This is a genomic window from Micrococcus sp. HOU01, from assembly GCF_035609305.1.
In the GTDB taxonomy this organism is placed as follows: Bacteria; Actinomycetota; Actinomycetes; order Actinomycetales; family Micrococcaceae; genus Micrococcus; species Micrococcus luteus.
On sequence record NZ_CP141211.1, the window covers coordinates 2,113,891 to 2,131,306 of the forward strand.

Consider the following 17,416-nt stretch of genomic DNA (forward strand, 5'->3'; position numbering starts at 1 on the left):
CTTCGAGGCGGGAGATCCACCCCACCGCGGCGCTCCGGGCCCGCATGACAGGGATTTCCCGCCCCGAATGGGGTCCCGGCGCCGATGTCCCGCCCGGGGTCAGTCCAGCGCGAGCCGGTAGACGAGGAACGGGCCGGTCTCGTCGGCCGGGTCGAGGTCCGGCACCACGTCCGCGAGGAACCAGTCCCGCTCCGGGACGCGCACGAAGCCGGCGCGCTCGTACATCCGGTGGGCGCCGGTCATGGAGGGCATGGTGGTCAGCACGACGGCGTCCACGTCCTCCTCGGCGCGGGCCCGCGCCACGATCTCGGCCAGCAGGGCGCCGCCCACCCCGCGGCGGTGGAACCGCGGGTGCACGGCGAGCATGCGGAACTCGTACTCCCCGTCGCCGGAGGTCTCGGCCAGGGGCGAGCCGGGCGGGGTGAGCACCACGGACCCGGCCACCTCGCCGTCGACCTCGGCCACGAGCACCTCCGCGCGGCCGGCCCGGTCGGCCACGTCCATGAGGGTCTTCACGTAGGCGTCGTCGGGGGCGATGTGGCCGCCGTCGACATAGGACGCCAGGGTGAGCTCGGCGACCGCCTCGTGGTCCTCGGGGCGCAGCGGGCGGACGAGGGCGCTCATGCGTCACCTCCGGCGTGCTGGCGCAGCGTGTCCTTCAGGCGGGCGCGGGTCGCGTCCGTGGCCACGACGTAGTCGCGCCGACGCAGCCAGGCGGTGGGCACGGCCTGGTGGGGGTGGCCGTCGCGCGCCTCGTGCAGCCCCTCGAGGAACGTCGCGGCGGCCGGCTCCTGCCAGATGTTCACCCAGTAGGCGCGGCCCCGCTCCTGCGCCGTCAGTTCCTTGATCAGCCGCTTCGTGAACGCGCAGCCCGGCCGCCAGAACACGACGACGCCGCCGCCCTCGACGTGCGCCTGCGCGCCGGCGAACGGCCGCGAGCGGACCCGCACCGCCCACCGGTACGTGACCGCGTAGCCGGCCAGGACGAGCCCGGCCACGATCATGCCGACCTGCTGCAGGCGCGTCCCCGCGATCATGAACGTCAGGCCGCCGGCCACGAACAGGACCGGGTAGAACCACGGGTCTCCGACGATCCGCCTCATGCCATCTCCCCCATCACGGCGGCCAGGGCGGCCGCGTCCACGTCGCCGGCCACCATCCAGTCGGGATGTGCCGTGCCGTCCGCCGAGGCGGGCCGCGTCACCGCGACGCCGGCCTCCTCCGCCACCAGCGCGCCGGCGGCCCAGTCGTACTCCTGCGTGCCGAACTCGGCGTAGGCGTCCAGGGTGCCGTCCGCGACCATGCACAGGTCCAGCGCCGCCGAGCCGATCCGCCGCACGTCCCCGAACGCGGGCAGCAGGGCCGCGAGCGCGCGCACCTGCAGGGCCCGGCGAGCGGGGTCGTAGCCGAAGCCGGTGGCGAGCAGCCGCCCGGAGCGCCCCGGCACGGGACCGGTGAGCCGCACGGGGGCGGCGTCCCGGTCGGGCACGTCCACGCCCGCCGTCGTCGCGTCCGCGGTGCTGAAGGCGCCCCGGCCCGCGCTCGCGAACCAGGTGCGTCCCAGCGCGGGCGCCGCCACGACGCCGGCCAGCCAGCGTTCGGTGCCCTCGGCCACCCCCAGCAGGTCGGCGGTCTCGGCGTCCGCCGGGCCGGTGACGGCCACCGAGGTGCAGAACTGCGGCAGGCCGCGCACGAAGTTGGTGGTGCCGTCCAGCGGGTCGATGGACCAGCGGTACCCGGACGGCTCGGCCGGGAGGGTGGCGCCGTACTCCTCGCCGGTGATCTCGTCCGAGGGGCGGTAGCCGGCGATGACCTGCCGGACGGCCTGTTCGGCGCGGCGGTCGTAGTCGGTGACCCAGTCGGAGCCGGAGGACTTCGTCTCCGCGCCGATCTCCTCGATGCCGAGCGGGACGGCCGGGTGGTGACCGGTCCAGCGCCGGGCCAGGACGTCCGCGCCGGCGCGCGCGGCGGCCTTGGCGACCACGAGCAGGCCCGGGACCGTGATGCGCGCGCTCATGCCGAGGCCTCCCCGTCTGCGGCGCCGTCGGTGGCATCGTCCGTGTCCGCCGGGCGCACCGCGTCCGGGCCGCCGGCCAGCAGCGCCGTGAACCCGGCCTCGTCCAGCACGGGCACACCGAGGGACTGCGCCTTGTCCAGTTTGGAGCCGGCGGCGTCGCCGGCCACCAGGAAGTCGGTCTTCTTGGACACGGACCCGGAGGCCTTGCCGCCGCGCACGAGGATCGCCTCCTTCGCGGAGTCGCGGGAGAAGCCCTCGAGCGAGCCGGTGACCACCACGGTCAGGCCCTCGAGCGTGCGCGGGGTGGACTCGTCCTGCTCGTCCTCCATGACCACGCCCGCCGCGGCCCACCGGTCCACGATCTCCCGGTGCCAGTCCTCGGCGAACCACTCGATGAGCGCGTCCGCGATGATCGGGCCGACGCCGTCGATCTCGGCCAGCCGGTCCCGGTCGCCGGCCTCGGCCGCCGCGCGCAGCGCCGCCATCGAGCCGAACGCCGTGGCCAGCGAGCGGGCCGCCGTCGGGCCCACGTGCCGGATGGACAGCGCCACGAGGGTGCGCCAGAGCGGCTGGGACTTGGCCTTCTCGAGCTCGTCGAACAGGCGCAGCGTGTTGGCCGTGGGCGCGGACGGCTTCTTCGCGGTGCCGGCGGTGAAGAAGTACGGCTTGAGCGTGAACACGCCCGAGGGCACCAGGCGGCCGTCCACCTTCGTGCGGCCCTCGCGCCACACGCGCACCGCGCCGAGGGAGCGCTGCAGGTCCGTCAACCCGTCCTCGCCCCGGGGGCCCGTGATCTCCTCCGGCGTGCCGGAGGCGAGGTCGAAGATCTGCGCCTCCGCCGTGATGGGGCCCGGGCCCTCGGGCCGCACGTGCCCCTCGTGCTCGGCCGGGTCCTCGCCGGGGCCCTGGACGAGCCAGCGGGCGGCCTCCTCGCCGAGCGCCTCCACGTCGAAGGCGCCGCGGCTGGCCAGGTGCTCGACGCGGCCGGCCAGCTGGGCCGGGCAGGAGCGGGCGTTGGGGCAGCGCAGGTCCACGTCCCCCTCCTTGGCGGGGGCCAGCGGCGTGCCGCATGACGGGCAGTGCGCGGGCATGACGAACTCGCGCAGCTCCCGGCCCGCCTCGATCGCCTTCTCACGCAGCGGCAGCACGGGGCCCACGACCTCGGGGATGACGTCCCCGGCCTTGCGCACCACCACGGTGTCCCCGATCAGCACGCCCTTGGCCTTGACCACGTCCTGGTTGTGCAGGGTGGCCAGGGAGACGGTGGACCCGGCCACGGTGACCGGCTCCATCACCGCGAACGGGGTCACCCGCCCGGTGCGGCCCACCGAGACCGCGATGTCCCGCAGCAGCGTGTGCACCTCCTCCGGCGGGTACTTGTACGCCGCGGCCCAGCGGGGCACGCGGGAGGTGTGGCCGAGGTAGCGCTGGTCCGCGAACGCGTCCGCCTTCAGCACGATGCCGTCGATCTCGTGGATCAGCTCGTGCCGACGCCGGCCGTACTCCTCGATCACCGCGACGACGGCGGCCACCGCCTCCTCGTCCGCGCCCTCCACTCGGCGGGTGTAGGGGCTCACGGGCAGGTCCCAGCCCGCGAGCGCGTCGTACACCTCGTGCTGGGAGTCCAGCCCGAACGCCTCGACCGAGCCGATGCCGTGCACGAACATGGCCAGCGGGCGCTGCGCGGTGACCGCGGGGTCCTTCTGACGCAGGGCGCCGGCGGCGGCGTTGCGCGGGTTCGCGAACGGCGTCTGGCCCTCCTCCGCACGGCGCGCGTTGAGCTCGGCGAAGGCGGCGGAGGACATGAACACCTCGCCGCGCACCTCGAACTCGGCGGGCCAGCCCTCGCCGGAGAGCTCGTGCGGGATGTCCCCGATGGTGCGCACGTTGGCGGTGACGTCCTCGCCCGTGACACCGTCGCCGCGGGTGGCGGCCTGCACGAGCCGCCCGTCCCGGTAGCGCAGGGCGACGGCGAGCCCGTCGATCTTCACCTCCACGAGCCAGCGGGGCGCCACGCCCGGCCGCACCTGCGTCAGGGCCTGCGCCGCGCGGCGGAACCAGACCTCGAGCTCCTCGACGGAGAACAGGTCCTCGAGCGAGTACATGCGGGCCCCGTGCCGGACGGGGGCGAACGCCTCCGAGACCTCCCCGCCGACCTCCTGGGTGGGCGAGTCGTTGGACACGAGCTCGGGGTGGAGGGCCTCGAGGTCCTCGAGGCGGCGGTACAGCGCGTCGTACTCGGCGTCCGAGATCTCCGGGGCGTCCCGCTGGTAGTAGGCGGTCCGGGCGGCGCGGACCCGCTCCACGAGGTCCTCGTACTCCTCCCGCAGGTCCGCGGCGGGGATGTCCTGCGGATCGGGCTGGGCGGCGGATTCCTTGGGGGTGCTCACCCGGCCCAGCGTAGTCGGCGTCCCGGACGGCGCACCCGGGTCAGGGGATGCGCACGAGCACCGCCGTGACGTTGTCCCGGCCGCCGCGCCACAGGGCGGCGCCGATGAGCTTCTCGAGGGCGTCCTCGAGGGTGTCGGCGTCGTCGATCAGCGCGCGGATCTCCTCGTCCAGCAGCTCGCCGGTCAGGCCGTCGCTGCACAGCAGGACGAGGTCCCCGGAGGCGAGGGGGATCTCGGCCACGTCCACCGTGAGCGCCTCGCGCGAGCCGAGCGCGCGGGTGATGACGTTGCGGCGCGGGTGGACGCGGGCCTCGGCGGGGGTGAGCTCCCCCGCGTCGACGAGCATCTGGACCGCCGAGTGGTCCACCGTGAGCTGCTGGAGCACCGGCGAGCCGACGGGCCGCAGGTACACCCGGGAGTCGCCGACGTTCGCCACGGCCCAGCGGCCGCGCTCCGTGTCCAGGCAGGCCAGGACGGTCAGGGTGGTGCCGGAGCGCCCCAGCCCGGCCTCGACGACGGCGGCGTCCGCCTCGTGGATCAGGTGGCCGAGCTCCTGGGGCGTGTGGGCCGTGCCCGGGGCGAGCACCTCGGGGGCGCGGCGGCGCAGGGTCTCGATCGCGGCGGCCGAGGCCACCTCACCGGCCTCGTGCCCGCCCATGCCGTCGGCCACGGCGGCGAGCACCAGCGGCTCCCCGACGAGGGTCCACGCGTCCTCGTTCAGGTCGCGGACGACGCCCACGTGGGTGGCGCCGGCGGCCTGGGGCCGCGGCGCGGACGGGGTCTCGGGGCGGGGGTCCACGGGGTCCTCGATCAGTCGGCGAGCAGGGTCTGGGCCGACCCGTCCATGAGCAGGGAGGGGCGGACCTCTCCGAACCCGCGGACGATCCTGGGCGGCTGCGGGACGAGCACGAAGCGCTCGTCCCGGGACAGGGCCGCAGCGGTCATGGCGTCCACGAGCACGGTACCCGGATCGGCCAGGGACGTCAGCCGCGCGGCGAGGTTCACGGTGGGCCCGTAGATGTCCCCCATGCGGGAGAGCACCCGTCCCCACGTCAGGGCGACGCGCGCCGAGGGCAGCTCCTCGTCCGCGGCGATGGTCTCGGCCAGGGAGAGCGCGATCGCGGCACCGGCCTCGGGGGTCTCGGCGTTGAACATGACCTCGTCGCCGATGGTCTTCACGAGCCAGCCGCCGCCGGCGGAGATGGTCTCGGCGGCGAGGGACTCGAAGCGCAGCACCATGCGGGCCAGCGTCCGGTCGTCCATGGTCCGGGAGAGCGTCGTGTAGGAGACCATGTCCGCGAAGCCGACGGCGCGGGCCAGCGGCAGCGGCGCGTCCGACTCGGAGCCGTCGCGGCCCCGGGCGCTGGCCGCCAGCCCGGCCTCCACGCGCACGGTCAGGCGCTGCACGGCGCGGTTGAGCTGGCGCCGGTAGACGATCCGCATGGCCTTCTCGAGCGGTCCGACCATGTCCGGGAGCATGTCGACGGCGGCCCGCCGTGCCTCCGGGTCCGTCAGGTCCTCGGAGGCGATCTTGTCCTCCACGAGCGCCTCGATCTGCCACACCACCATGCGGTCCGTCATCTGCCCGATCGAGCGCGCCAGCGAGATGGCGGTGTCCTCGTTCAGGGTCCCCGAGCGCACGAGCGTGAGCACGGACTCGAACGCCTCGATGTCCGCCTCGGTGAAGGCCTTGTGCCCCTCCGGCGACGTCGGATAGCCCAGCGCACGCCAGATCTTCCGGGCGGAGCCCATCGAGACGCCGAGGCGCCGCGCCACCTCCCGCGAGGTGTAGGCGCGCGGGCCCACCACCAGGCCGGCGTCGAGCGTGCGCATCGCGCTCGTCCAGCCGGCGGGCTGGGCGGAGCGCTCCTCGACGTCGCGGGCGGTCTCGTCCTCAGCCGACGGGACGATCGGCAGCGGTGCGGTGTCCGGTGTCTCCGGACGGCTCATCGGAGGTCTCCTGTCGGGACGGGGGCGGGCCAGGTTGCGGTGCGGGCCTGGCGGGTGAGGTGGGCCAGGGCCTCCTCGAAGCGCGCGGCCTCGGGGACGTCGCGCAGCCGCCAGTGGACCTGGCGGGCGGGCTCCTGGAAGAGGATGTGCAGGTCTCCGGCACCCGAGCCGCGGCGGCGCCGCTGCACGTCGGCGATGGACACGAGCGGCATGGCGGCACCGGAGCCGCCGACGCCGGCGCCCTGGAGGATGCGGCGGTCGGTGAGCACGGTGCGCCGGAAGACCCAGCGCCACAGCGGGCGGACGGTGCCGGGGAGCAGGACGAGCGCCGCGACCACCCACGCGGCCGCCTCGAGCACGGCGCGGTTCGCGGCGACGATCCCGGGCAGGTCGGGGCGTGCGAGCACGCCGACGGCCAGGCCGAGCAGGAACGCGACGGCCACGAGGACCGCGGCCGGGCGCAGCAGCGCGCGCGGGTGGGTGCGGGTGCGGACCATCACCTGCTCACCGGGCTCGAGTCGCACGGCGGTCACCTCCTGACCGGGACGGGTGTGTCATGCGCCGCGATGGACGTCTCCGCGCAGGTGGGCCACGTCCCCCGCACTGACCTCGGTCTCGATTGTGCCACGGTCCGGTGTGACGTGCTTCACGCGCAGGGTGCCGCCGGGGCCGAGGCCCACGGCGGTGCCCTCCAGCACGCCGCCGCCGGGCAGCTCGGCGCGCACCGCACGGCCCAAGGTGGAGAGGTGGTCCGCCACGGCCGCCACGGCGGGGTGGCGTCCGTCCACGGCCGTCGTCTGCCCCGCCACGCCCGCCGCGAAGCGGTCCACGGCCGCCACGACGGCGTCGCGCAGCTCGACCGCGAGGTCCCGGGGCGCGGGCACGGCGTCCGCGCCGATCCACTCCGCCAGGTCCGTGGCGGTGTCCACCGGGGCGGCCCCGCGGTGGTCCAGGTTCACGCCCATCCCGACGACGACGCCGGGCCCCTTGCCGTCCGAGGACAGCGCCACCGTGGCCAGCACGCCGCACAGCTTGCGCCCGTCCCTGGCGAGCACGTCGTTCGGCCACTTCACGTGCGTCGGGACACCCCGGGCCGCGAGGCGCTCGGCGACCGTGGCGGAGGCGACGAGCGAGAGCCAGCTCAGGTGGGCCGGAGAGACCGGCACCCCGCCGGACTCGGGACGCAGGTACACGGACAGGGCGAGCGCCGCCCCCGGCGCGGCGCTCCACACGCGGGAGTGCCGACCCCGGCCGGCCCGCTGGTCCGCGGTGGCCACGGCCGCACCGTGCCGGTGCCCCTCGCGGTCCAGCCGCGCGAGGAGCTCATCCTGCGTGGAGCCGGCGGAGTCCAGCCAGGTCAGATCCGGTGTGGGGGCGTCGTCGGGGTGCATGCCCCTAGATATACACGGCGTTCCCGGGGGCGGGCTGGGCGGGCCGATCCGCCGCCGGGGCGCGCGGAGGGGCGGCCCGGGCCGACGTCCTCGCCGTTTGTGGGCTTCCTCCAACCGAGGGCGTCCGCGGCGGCCCGTAGACTGGCCGACTGAGCCTCCGCATCTGGCGGACCACCACAAGGAGGACGTGTGACCGATCCCGATCTGACCACCACGGCCGGCCGGCTGGCCGACCTGCATCGGCGGCTCGAGGCGACGGCCGCGCCCGGCGGCCCGGACGCCGTCGAGCGCCAGCACGCGCGCGGCAAGCACACCGCGCGCGAGCGGATCGACCTCCTCCTTGACGAGGGCTCCTTCGTGGAGCTGGACGCGCTGGCCGTGCACCGCACCACCGCGTTCGGCATGGACGCCAAGCACCCGGCCGGCGACGGCCTGGTGTCCGGCTTCGGCACCGTGGACGGGCGCCAGGTGGCCGTCTACTCCCAGGACTTCACCGTGTTCGGCGGCTCGCTGTCCGAGCGCAACGGCCAGAAGATCGTGAAGGTCCAGGAGTTCGCCGCGCGCAACGGCTGCCCCGTGATCGGCATCCTCGACGGCGGCGGCGCGCGCATCCAGGAGGGCGTGGCCTCCCTCGCCCAGTTCGCGGACATCTTCCGGAACAACGTCCTGGCCTCGGGCATGATCCCGCAGATCTCGCTGATCATGGGCCCCTCCGCCGGCGGCGCGGCCTATTCGCCGGCGCTGACGGACGTCGTGGTGATGGTGGACCAGACCTCGCACATGTTCATCACCGGCCCGGACGTGATCAAGACCGTCACGGGCGAGGACGTGGACATGGAGACCCTCGGCGGCGCCCGCTCGCACAACGCCACCTCCGGCACCGCCCACTACATGGCCTCCTCGGAGGAGGACGCGATCGCCTACGTGCAGGAGCTGCTCGAGCTGCTGCCCTCCAACAACCTCGCGGAGGCCCCGACCTTCGAGGCCGCGGACCCGGAGCCCACGGACGAGGACCTCGCCCTGGACGAGATCGTCCCGGACTCCGCCAACCAGCCCTACGACATGCTCGAGGTCATCGCCTCGATCGTGGACGAGGGCCACCTGCTGCAGCTGCAGGAGCTGTACGCGCCCAACGTGATCACCGGCCTGGCCCGCCTGGACGGCATGAGCGTGGGCGTCGTCGCGAACCAGCCGATGCAGTTCGCCGGCACCCTGGACATCGCCGCCTCGGAGAAGGCCGCGCGGTTCGTGCGCTTCTGCGACGCGTTCAACATCCCGATCATCACCCTCGTGGACGTGCCCGGGTTCCTGCCCGGCACGGACCAGGAGTTCAACGGCATCATCCGCCGCGGCGCCAAGCTGATCTACGCCTACGCCGAGGCCACCGTGCCGAAGCTGACCGTGATCACGCGCAAGGCCTTCGGCGGCGCGTACATCGTGATGGGCTCCAAGAAGCTCGGCGCGGACCTGAACCTGGCCTGGCCGAGCGCGCAGATCGGCGTGATGGGCGCCCAGGGCGCCGTGAACATCCTGTACCGGCGCGACCTGAAGGCGACGGCGGAGGCGGGCGGCGACGTCGACGCGCGCCGGGCCGAGATCGTGGCCGACTACGAGGCCGAGCTGCTCAACCCGTACCAGGCCGCCGAGCTGGGCTACGTGGACGCCGTGGTGCCCCCGCACGCCACCCGCGGCCAGCTCATCCGCGCCCTACGCGCCACCCTGCACAAGCGCGAGGCCCGCCCCGCCAAGAAGCACGGGAACATGCCGCTGTGAGCGCCCTGCTGGGCCCGGGCGCCCCGGACGAGAACGACGAGTCGACGCAGGCCACGCCGCCGTCGGCCGACCCGCTGCAGCTCAGCGGCCCGGAGTTGGAGCCGGAGGAGATGGCCGCACTGGCCGCCGTCCTCGAGGCGGCCGCCGCGGCCCGGGCCGAAGCCGCCCGGCTCGCCGCCGAGGCCGCCGACCCCCGCCCCCTGGACCGCACGCTCCGCCGTCGCGGCGACCTGGGCCTGTGGGCCCGGCCCGGCCGCGGTCAGTGGCGTCAGGGCGCGGGCCCGCAGTGAGCCGGGACGCGGGCGCCAGCGCCTAGAGTGCCGGTATGACCCAGCACACCTCCGAGGCCGCCGTCGACGGCGCCCGCACCCCGTCCGCCATCGACGCGCTCGCCGAGCGCTACGTGACCGACCTCCTCGCCCTGCATCCGGACACCGCCACCGAGCTCGGCTTCCCGGGCCGAGAGACCGAGTACACGGACTTCTCCCCCGCCGGCGCCCGCGCCGACGACGAGCTCAACGCCCGCCTGCTCGAGGACTTGGCCGCGCTCGAGCTGCAGGATGAGACGGACCGCGTCACGAAGGCGGCCATGCAGGAGCGCATCGGCCTCGAGCGGGAGATCCACGCGACCGGCCGCACCGAGCTGAACAACATCGCCTCCCCCGCCCAGAGCATCCGCGCGGTCTTCGACCTCATGCCCACGGACACCGCGGAGCAGTGGGGCCACATCGCCGGCCGCCTCGAGAACCTGCCGGCCGCCCTGCGCGGCTACACGGAGTCCCTGCTCGCCTCCCGCGACGCCGGCCACGTGGCCGCGGTGCGCCAGGTGGACATCGTGGTGGAACAGGCCCGCGCCCACGGCGCCGCGGGCGGGTTCTTCCCGGGCCTGGTCGAGCGGGCCGAGGCAGCCGACGTCGTGGACGACGCCCTGGCCGCCCGCATCCGCTCCGGCGCGGACACCGCAGCGCAGGCCTACCGCGACTTCGCGGACACGCTCGAGGCCGAGCTGCGCCCGCACGCCCCGGAGGCGGACGGCGTCGGGATCGAGTACTACCGGCTGGCCTCCCGCGTCTTCCTCGGCGCCGAGATCGACCTCGAGGAGACCTACCGCTGGGGCCAGGAGGAGCTGGCCCGCATCATCGCCGCGCAGCAGGCGGACGCCGAGCGCATCCGGCCGGGCGCCACGATCGAGGAGGCGCGCGCGATCCTGGACGCGGACCCGGAGCGCACCCTGAAGGGCACCGAGGCCCTGCGCACGTGGATGCAGCGGCTCTCCGACGACGCGGTCGAGGCCATGAAGGAGCACTTCGAGATCCCGGCCCCGATGGACCGGCTCGAGTGCATGATCGCCCCCACCCAGGAGGGCGGCATCTACTACACCGGCCCCTCGGACGACTTCTCCCGGCCCGGCCGCATGTGGTGGTCCGTGCCCCCGGGCGAGGACGAGTTCACCACGTGGGCGGAGACCACCACGGTCTACCACGAGGGCGTGCCGGGCCATCACCTGCAGATCGCCACCGCCATGATGAACCGGGAGAACCTCAACCTGTGGCGCCGCAGCTTCTGCTGGACGTCCGGCCACGGCGAGGGCTGGGCGCTGTACGCGGAGAAGCTCATGGAGGAGCTCGGCTTCCTCGACGACCCGGGCGACCACCTCGGCATGCTGGACATGCAGCGCATGCGCGCGGCCCGCGTGGTGTTCGACATCGGCTACCACTGCGGCTTCGACGCCCCCGAGTCCGAGGGCGGCGGCGCGTGGACCCCGGAGAAGGGCTACGCGTTCCTGACCAAGCACCTGAGGATCTCCGAGGGCCAGCGCCGCTTCGAGTTCACGCGCTACCTCGGCTGGCCGGGGCAGGCGCCGGCGTACAAGGTGGGCCAGCGCATCTGGGAGCAGATCCGCGCCGAGCACGAGCAGGCCGAGGGCGCCGACTTCGACCTCAAGGCCTTCCACACCCGGGCCCTGCGCCTGGGCGGCATGGGCCTGGACACCCTGCGGGAGGCGCTCGCGTGATCCCGCACGACGACGGCGCGGCCGGCCTCGGCACGGGCCTGCGGCTGGTGCTCGGCTCGGCCTCCCCCGGCCGAGCGGAGGTCCTGACCCGGGCGCGGGTGCCGTTCCGCGTCGTCGTCTCGGGGGTGGACGAGGCGGCCGTGGGCGCGGCGGCGGGCGACCCGTCGCCGGCGGAGCTGGCGGGCCTGCTGGCGGAGGCCAAGGGCCGCGACGTGGCCGCCCGGGTGGCGGCCGCCGGCGTCGAGGCCCCCACGCTCGTGCTCGGCTGCGACTCCGTGTTCGAGTTCGACGGCCGCGCCCACGGCAAGCCCTATGAGCCCGAGGTCGCCGTCGAGCGCTGGCGCGCCCAGGCCGGCCGGGAGGGCGTGCTGCACTCGGGCCACTGGCTGGGCCTGGTGCTGCCGGAGTCCGGGGCCGCGTCGGGGATGGCGGCGGAGGCGGGCGTGGTGTCCGCCGTCGTGCGCTTCGGCGCCGTCACCGAGGCCGAGATCCAGGCCTACGTGGCCACGGGCGAGCCGCTGCACTGCGCGGGCGCGTTCACGGTGGACGGCGCGGGCGCGGCCCTCGTGGACGGCGTGGACGGGGACCCCAACGCGGTGATCGGGCTGTCCGTGGCGTGGCTGCGGCGGGCCGCGGCGGCCCTGGGCCAGGACTTCACCCGGTTGTGGGAACCCTCCAACGCGCAGCGCTGATCCGGCGCGACAGGGCCGCGTGCCTCGGAGGGTTCCGCCACAACGAGTAGGGTGCTGGTCAGAGTCGGCGCCGTCCCGCGCCTTTCGCCCCAGCGGGTGAGGGGCACGACCCCGGACGTGGCGCCCGCACCCCCAGTCGTGATCGTCCGAGGAGTCCATCGCCCATGAGCATCGCCGACGCACCGCAGGCCTCGGTCGTCCCGCCCGTCGACCCCGCGGCGGAGCGCCGGTTCTCCCGGGTGCTGATCGCCAACCGCGGCGAGATCGCCGTGCGCATCATCCGGGCCTGCCAGGACGAGGGGCTGACCTCCGTGGCCGTCTACGCCGAGCCGGACCGGGACGCCCTGCACGTGATGCTCGCGGACGAGGCCGTGGCCCTCGGCGGGGAGACCGCCGCCGACTCCTATCTGGTGATCGGCAAGATCCTCGACGCCGCCGAGCGCGCGGGCGCGGACGCCGTGCACCCCGGCTACGGCTTCCTCTCCGAGAACGCGGACTTCGCGCGCGCCGTGGCCGACGCCGGCCTCGTGTGGATCGGCCCGCCCGCCGAGGCGATCGACCGGCTGGGCGACAAGGTCTCGGCCCGCCAGCTGGCCACCAAGGTCGGCGCCCCGCTGGCGCCGGGCACCACCTCCCCCGTGACCGGCACGGAGGAGGTCGTCGCGTTCGCGGACGAGTTCGGCCTGCCGGTGGCCATCAAGGCGGCCTACGGCGGCGGCGGCCGCGGCATCAAGGTGGCCCGCACGCGCGAGGAGATCCCCGAGTTCTACGAGTCCGCGGTCCGTGAGGCCGTGGCTGCGTTCGGCCGGGGCGAGTGCTTCGTGGAGCGCTTCCTGGACAAGCCGCGCCACGTGGAGACGCAGTGCCTGGCGGACGTGCACGGCGACGTCGTCGTGATCTCCACCCGCGACTGCTCGCTGCAGCGCCGCAACCAGAAGCTCGTGGAGGAGGCCCCGGCGCCGTTCCTCACGGACGAGCAGAACGCCCGCCTCGTGGAGTCCTCCAAGGCGATCCTGCAGGAGGCCGGTTACGTCGGTGCGGGCACGTGCGAGTTCCTCGTGGGTCAGGACGGCACCATCTCCTTCCTCGAGGTGAACACGCGCCTGCAGGTGGAGCACCCGGTCTCCGAGGAGATCACCGGCATCGACCTCGTGCGCGAGCAGTTCCGCCTGGCCCGCGGCGAGGCCCTCGGCTACACGGACCCGCAGCCCCGCGGCCACTCGATCGAGTTCCGCCTCAACGGCGAGGACCCGGGCCGCAACTTCCTGCCCGCCCCCGGCCGGCTCACCACGTTCCGCATGCCCAGCGGCCCCGGCGTCCGTGTGGACGCCGGCGTGGTGGAGGGCGAGACCGTGTCCGGGGCCTTCGACTCCATGGTCGCCAAGCTGATCGTCACCGGCGCGGACCGCCGCCAGGCCCTGCAGCGCGCCGCCCGCGCCCTGCGCGAGGCCGAGATCGTCGGCATGCCCTCGGTGCTGCCCTTCCACCGCGCCGTGGTGCGCGACCCCGCCTTCGCCCCCGAGATCGCCGGCTCGGAGGAGCCGTTCTCGGTGCACACCCGGTGGATCGAGACGGAGTTCGCGAACCACATCGAGCCGAGCGCCCTCACCCCGGCCGAGCCGGCCCCCGCGAGGCACGCCACACCGTGACCGTGGAGGTCAACGGCAAGCGCGTGGACGTCACCCTGCCCACGTGGGGCGAGGCCCTGCACACGATCTCCGGCGCGGCCCAGCGGGCCGGTGCGGGACGACGCCGGCCCCGCGGCAAGCGCGGCGCGCCGGTGGCCGCGGCCGTCAGCACGGACGCGCTGACCGCCCCAATGCAGGGCACCGTGGTGAAGGTCGCCGCCGAGAACGGCCAGACCGTGGCCGAGGGCGACCTGATCGTGGTCGTGGAGGCCATGAAGATGGAGCAGCCGCTCGCGGCCCACCGCGCGGGCGTGGTCAGCGGGCTCGAGGTCGAGCCGGGCCAGACGGTCACGGCCGGCACGGTGATCGCCACCATCGCCGACGCGGAGTGAGCCGCCGGCGACGACGGCGGGGAGCGCCGGCGTCGTGGGCTGGTTCCACATGGTGGACGACGGGGACATGACTCTCGCAGATCGGCGCGACGAGGCTTAACCTGGCACGCATCTTCGTCTCACATCGTGGTCGCTCGCGACCCCCTGTGCCCGTCATACCAGGGAGACACCATGTCCCACTCCACCCCGCCCGTGAACCCGGGCGCCCCCACCGATCTCACGTCGGACGCGGCCGCCACCGCGGAGGAGGTGCCCCGCTCGCGGGTCATCATCGCCTCGCTGGTGGGCACCTCGATCGAGTTCTACGACTTCTACATCTACGCCACGGCCGCCGTCTCGGTGTTCCCGCTGATCTTCTTCGCGGGCGGCGACGACAACACGGCCCTGCTGGCCTCCATGGCCACCTTCGGCGCGGCGTTCGTCGCCCGGCCGCTGGGCGCCGTCGTCTTCGGCCACCTGGGCGATCGCGTGGGCCGCAAGACCACGCTCATCGGCTCGCTGCTGACCATGGGCATCGCGACGTTCCTCATCGGCCTGTTGCCCACGTACTTCCAGATCGGCCTGTGGGCGCCGGCCATGCTGACGCTGCTGCGCTTCTTCCAGGGCCTGGGGCTCGGCGGCGAGTGGTCCGGCGCCGCCCTGCTGGCCACCGAGTACGCCAAGGACGGCAAGCGCGCGCAGGCGGCCATGTGGCCGCAGCTCGGCGCGCCGATCGGCTTCCTGCTGGCCAACGGCCTGTTCCTCGCGCTCGTGCTCGGCTTCAGCCACGACTCCACGAGCCCGGTGCTCGACGGCCCGTTCCTCACGTGGGTGTGGCGCGTGCCGTTCCTGCTCTCGATCGTGATGGTGGCCGTGGGCCTCTACGTCCGCGTCAAGCTCGAGGAGACCCCGGTCTTCCAGCGCGCCCTCGACCGCGACCAGCGCGTGAAGGCGCCGCTGGGCGAGGTGTTCCGCCGCAACTGGTGGGAGCTGATCCTGGGCACCTTCGTCATGTACGCCACCTACGTGCTCTTCTACCTGATGACCACGTGGATCCTCTCCTACGCGATCGGCAAGCCGGCCAACGGCTTCCTGGGTGTCCCCTACGCCGAATTCCTCGTGCTGCAGCTGGTCGGCATCCTGTTCTTCGCGGCGTTCGTGCCGGTCTCCGGCCTGCTGGCGGACCGCTTCGGCCGCCGCCCCACCCTGATCGTGATCTCGGTGCTCATGGTGCTGTTCGGCCTCTCGTTCGGCCTGTGGCTCTCGCCGGAGAACATGGGCGTGGGCGCGGAGCTGAACGTGCCGCTGATGCTGGCGTTCCTGGCCACGGGCATGACGCTCATGGGCCTGACCTTCGGGCCGATGTCCGCGGTGCTGCCTGAGCTGTTCCCCACGAACACGCGCTACACCGGCTCCGGCATCGCGTACAACGTGTCCTCGATCCTCGGCGCGGCGTTGACCCCGTTCATCGCCGCCTGGCTCGTGCAGAAGTTCGACGTCTCCTACGTCGGCTACTACCTGGCCGCCGCCTCGGCGATCACCGTCATCGCGCTGGCGCTCTCCCCCGAGACCCGCCACACGGACCTCGACACCGTCACCTCGGCCCGCGAGCGTCGCGCCGCGCGCTGACCCCGCCCGCCCGGGCCCCCGCCCGCACTGTCGAACGTGACATCGGGGGAATGGACGCTTTCGGTCGTGAGATAGGCCCTATCTCACGACCGAAAGTTGTCTCTGGGTCAGATGCGCACGTGCAGGCGGCGTGCCGCCTCCGCGATCGACCCGGACATGGACGGGTACACGGTGAAGGTGTCCGCGAGGTCGTCCACGTGCAGCTTGTGCGTGACCGCGAGCGCGAGCGCGTAGATCAGCTCGGAGGCGCGCGGCGAGACCACCACGCCGCCGATCACGGTGCCGGAGCCCTGACGGGCGAAGATCTTCACGAACCCCTCCTCCGCGCCGGACATCTTGGCGCGAGGGTTGGTGTGGAAGTCCAGGCGCAGCACGTCCGCCTGATACTGGCCGGAGTCCACCTGCGCCTGCGTGACGCCCACGGTGGCGATCTCCGGCGAGGTGAAGATGTTCGAGGCCAGCAGGTGCGGGCGCAGCGGCTTGAGGGCGTCGCCGAGCAGGTGGGCGACGGCGATGCGCCCCTGCATGGCCGCCACCGAGGCGAGGGCGAGCTTGCCCGTGCAGTCGCCCGCCGCGTAGATGCTCGGCACGGACGTGCGGGAGACGCCGTCCACGATCACGTGGCCGGAGTCGGCCAGCTTCACGCCCACGTCGTCGAGACCGAGGCCCGCCGTGTTCGGCACGCCGCCGACGGCGACGAGGGCGTGGGAGCCCTCGATCGACGGGGTGTCCTCGGCGCCCTCGCCGGAGAGGTGCACGCGCACGCCGGTCTCGGTCCGCTCGACGGCCTCGGCGCGGGAGCGGGCGATCACCCTGAGGCCGTTGTCCTCGAAGACCTTCTCGAGCAGCTCGGCGGCGTCGGCGTCCTCGCCGGGGAGCACGCGGTCGCGGGAGGAGACGAGGGTGACCTTGGCACCGAGGCGGTTGTAGGCCGAGGCGAACTCGGCGCCGGTGACGCCGGAGCCCACGACGATCAGGTGCTCGGGAAGCTCCTTGAGGTTGTAGACCTGCTTCCAGTTGAAGATCCGCTCGCCGTCCGGGACGGCGGTGGGCAGCTCGCGGGGGCTCGCGCCGACGGCCACGAGGATCGCGTCCGAGGTGATGATCTCGGGCTCGGCGCCGGCGTCGGCGTCGTCGAGGGCGCGGACGGACACCTCGTGGGGGCCGACGACGCGGCCCACGCCGTCGATCACCCGGACGCCGACCCGCTCGAGGCCCGCGCGGATGTCCGAGGACTGCTCGTGGGCCAGGTTCAGGATGCGGCGGCCGACCTGGCCCATGTCCGCGTGGACCTCGGCCCCGCCGAGATCGACGCCCAGGTCCACGGAGGCGCCCACGCGGCGCATCGAGTCGGCGGCGGCGATCAGCGTCTTGGAGGGGACCACGTCCGTGAGGACGGCCGCGCCGCCCAACCCCTGGCGCTCGACCAGGGTCACGCGGGCGCCCAGCTTCGCGGCCACCATGGCGGCCTCGTAGCCGCCGGGGCCGCCGCCGATGATGGTCAGGGACGGGATGAAGGTGCTGTTTTCCTCGGTCACGGGCTCCATTGTGTCCGCCGCGG

14 protein-coding genes and 1 pseudogene are annotated in these 17,416 nt (G+C 74.0%); 6 read left to right on the forward strand and 9 right to left on the reverse strand.

What is annotated here, in order from left to right; translation table 11 throughout:
- Window positions 1-99: 99 nt before the first annotated feature.
- The 8 genes from SOY78_RS09740 to SOY78_RS09775 are packed head-to-tail and all read right to left on the reverse strand — an operon-like array spanning window position 100 to window position 7,748.
- On the reverse strand, window positions 100-624 hold the full coding sequence (locus SOY78_RS09740; protein ID WP_095695462.1) for a GNAT family N-acetyltransferase: 525 nt from the start codon (window positions 622-624) through the stop codon (window positions 100-102).
- On the reverse strand, window positions 621-1,103 hold the full coding sequence (locus tag SOY78_RS09745; protein WP_101962508.1) for a hypothetical protein: 483 nt from the start codon (window positions 1,101-1,103) through the stop codon (window positions 621-623). Before SOY78_RS09745 ends, SOY78_RS09740 begins: the two co-directional genes overlap by 4 nt.
- Window positions 1,100-2,017, reverse strand: coding sequence for an inositol monophosphatase family protein (locus SOY78_RS09750; protein ID WP_324701492.1), 918 nt, complete (start codon window positions 2,015-2,017; stop codon window positions 1,100-1,102). Before SOY78_RS09750 ends, SOY78_RS09745 begins: the two co-directional genes overlap by 4 nt.
- Window positions 2,014-4,407 carry an NAD-dependent DNA ligase LigA gene (ligA, locus tag SOY78_RS09755; RefSeq protein WP_324701493.1) on the reverse strand — a complete coding sequence of 798 codons (2,394 nt, stop codon included), beginning with the start codon at window positions 4,405-4,407 and terminating at the stop codon, window positions 2,014-2,016. Before ligA ends, SOY78_RS09750 begins: the two co-directional genes overlap by 4 nt.
- 40 nt (window positions 4,408-4,447) lie before the next feature.
- Window positions 4,448-5,206: a PP2C family protein-serine/threonine phosphatase gene (locus SOY78_RS09760; RefSeq protein ID WP_095695458.1), complete on the reverse strand. Its 759-nt coding sequence runs from the start codon at window positions 5,204-5,206 to the stop codon at window positions 4,448-4,450.
- A gap of 11 nt (window positions 5,207-5,217) precedes the next feature.
- Window positions 5,218-6,357: an adenylate/guanylate cyclase domain-containing protein gene (locus SOY78_RS09765; RefSeq protein ID WP_095695457.1), complete on the reverse strand. Its 1,140-nt coding sequence runs from the start codon at window positions 6,355-6,357 to the stop codon at window positions 5,218-5,220.
- Window positions 6,354-6,881, reverse strand: a complete 528-nt coding sequence (locus SOY78_RS09770; RefSeq protein ID WP_010079241.1) for a PH domain-containing protein — start codon at window positions 6,879-6,881, stop codon at window positions 6,354-6,356. Before SOY78_RS09770 ends, SOY78_RS09765 begins: the two co-directional genes overlap by 4 nt.
- Window positions 6,882-6,911: 30 nt before the next feature.
- Window positions 6,912-7,748, reverse strand: coding sequence for a biotin--[acetyl-CoA-carboxylase] ligase (locus tag SOY78_RS09775; RefSeq protein WP_216880108.1), 837 nt, complete (start codon window positions 7,746-7,748; stop codon window positions 6,912-6,914).
- 189 nt (window positions 7,749-7,937) lie between these two features.
- On the opposite strand from SOY78_RS09775, the gene SOY78_RS09780 reads away from it, so the two are divergent.
- The 6 genes and pseudogenes from SOY78_RS09780 (at window position 7,938) to SOY78_RS09805 (ending at window position 15,855) form a co-directional block, all read left to right on the forward strand.
- Window positions 7,938-9,521 carry an acyl-CoA carboxylase subunit beta gene (locus SOY78_RS09780; RefSeq protein WP_041103546.1) on the forward strand — a complete coding sequence of 528 codons (1,584 nt, stop codon included), beginning with the start codon at window positions 7,938-7,940 and terminating at the stop codon, window positions 9,519-9,521.
- Window positions 9,518-9,811, forward strand: coding sequence for a hypothetical protein (locus SOY78_RS09785; RefSeq protein WP_235187762.1), 294 nt, complete (start codon window positions 9,518-9,520; stop codon window positions 9,809-9,811). Before SOY78_RS09780 ends, SOY78_RS09785 begins: the two co-directional genes overlap by 4 nt.
- A gap of 35 nt (window positions 9,812-9,846) precedes the next feature.
- On the forward strand, window positions 9,847-11,535 hold the full coding sequence (locus tag SOY78_RS09790; protein ID WP_135039830.1) for a DUF885 domain-containing protein: 1,689 nt from the start codon (window positions 9,847-9,849) through the stop codon (window positions 11,533-11,535).
- Window positions 11,532-12,227 (forward strand): Maf family protein, encoded by a 696-nt coding sequence (locus SOY78_RS09795; protein WP_324701494.1) that lies wholly within the window; start codon window positions 11,532-11,534, stop codon window positions 12,225-12,227. The genes SOY78_RS09790 and SOY78_RS09795 overlap by 4 nt, the downstream gene beginning before the upstream one ends.
- 164 nt (window positions 12,228-12,391) lie before the next feature.
- Window positions 12,392-14,247 (forward strand): annotated as a pseudogene (locus tag SOY78_RS09800) (acetyl/propionyl/methylcrotonyl-CoA carboxylase subunit alpha).
- Between the two features lie 171 nt (window positions 14,248-14,418).
- Window positions 14,419-15,855: an MFS transporter gene (locus SOY78_RS09805; protein WP_324701495.1), complete on the forward strand. Its 1,437-nt coding sequence runs from the start codon at window positions 14,419-14,421 to the stop codon at window positions 15,853-15,855.
- 107 nt (window positions 15,856-15,962) lie between these two features.
- Here SOY78_RS09805 and SOY78_RS09810 read toward each other — a convergent pair whose 3' ends face one another.
- A complete protein-coding gene (locus SOY78_RS09810; protein ID WP_141843179.1) occupies window positions 15,963-17,393 on the reverse strand; it encodes an NAD(P)H-quinone dehydrogenase in 1,431 nt (476 codons plus the stop codon).
- Window positions 17,394-17,416: the final 23 nt, after the last annotated feature.

Excerpts from the sequence above, each read along its gene's own strand:
- SOY78_RS09805 (WP_324701495.1), top strand. The coding sequence starts at position 14,419 with ATGTCCCACTCCACCCCGCCCGTGAACCCGGGCGCCCCCACCGATCTC.
- SOY78_RS09745 (WP_101962508.1), bottom strand. The coding sequence starts at position 1,103 with ATGAGGCGGATCGTCGGAGACCCGTGGTTCTACCCGGTCCTGTTCGTG.
- SOY78_RS09775 (WP_216880108.1), bottom strand. The coding sequence starts at position 7,748 with ATGCACCCCGACGACGCCCCCACACCGGATCTGACCTGGCTGGACTCC.
- SOY78_RS09740 (WP_095695462.1), bottom strand. The coding sequence starts at position 624 with ATGAGCGCCCTCGTCCGCCCGCTGCGCCCCGAGGACCACGAGGCGGTC.
- SOY78_RS09750 (WP_324701492.1), bottom strand. The coding sequence starts at position 2,017 with ATGAGCGCGCGCATCACGGTCCCGGGCCTGCTCGTGGTCGCCAAGGCC.
- SOY78_RS09765 (WP_095695457.1), bottom strand. The coding sequence starts at position 6,357 with ATGAGCCGTCCGGAGACACCGGACACCGCACCGCTGCCGATCGTCCCG.
- SOY78_RS09790 (WP_135039830.1), top strand. The coding sequence starts at position 9,847 with ATGACCCAGCACACCTCCGAGGCCGCCGTCGACGGCGCCCGCACCCCG.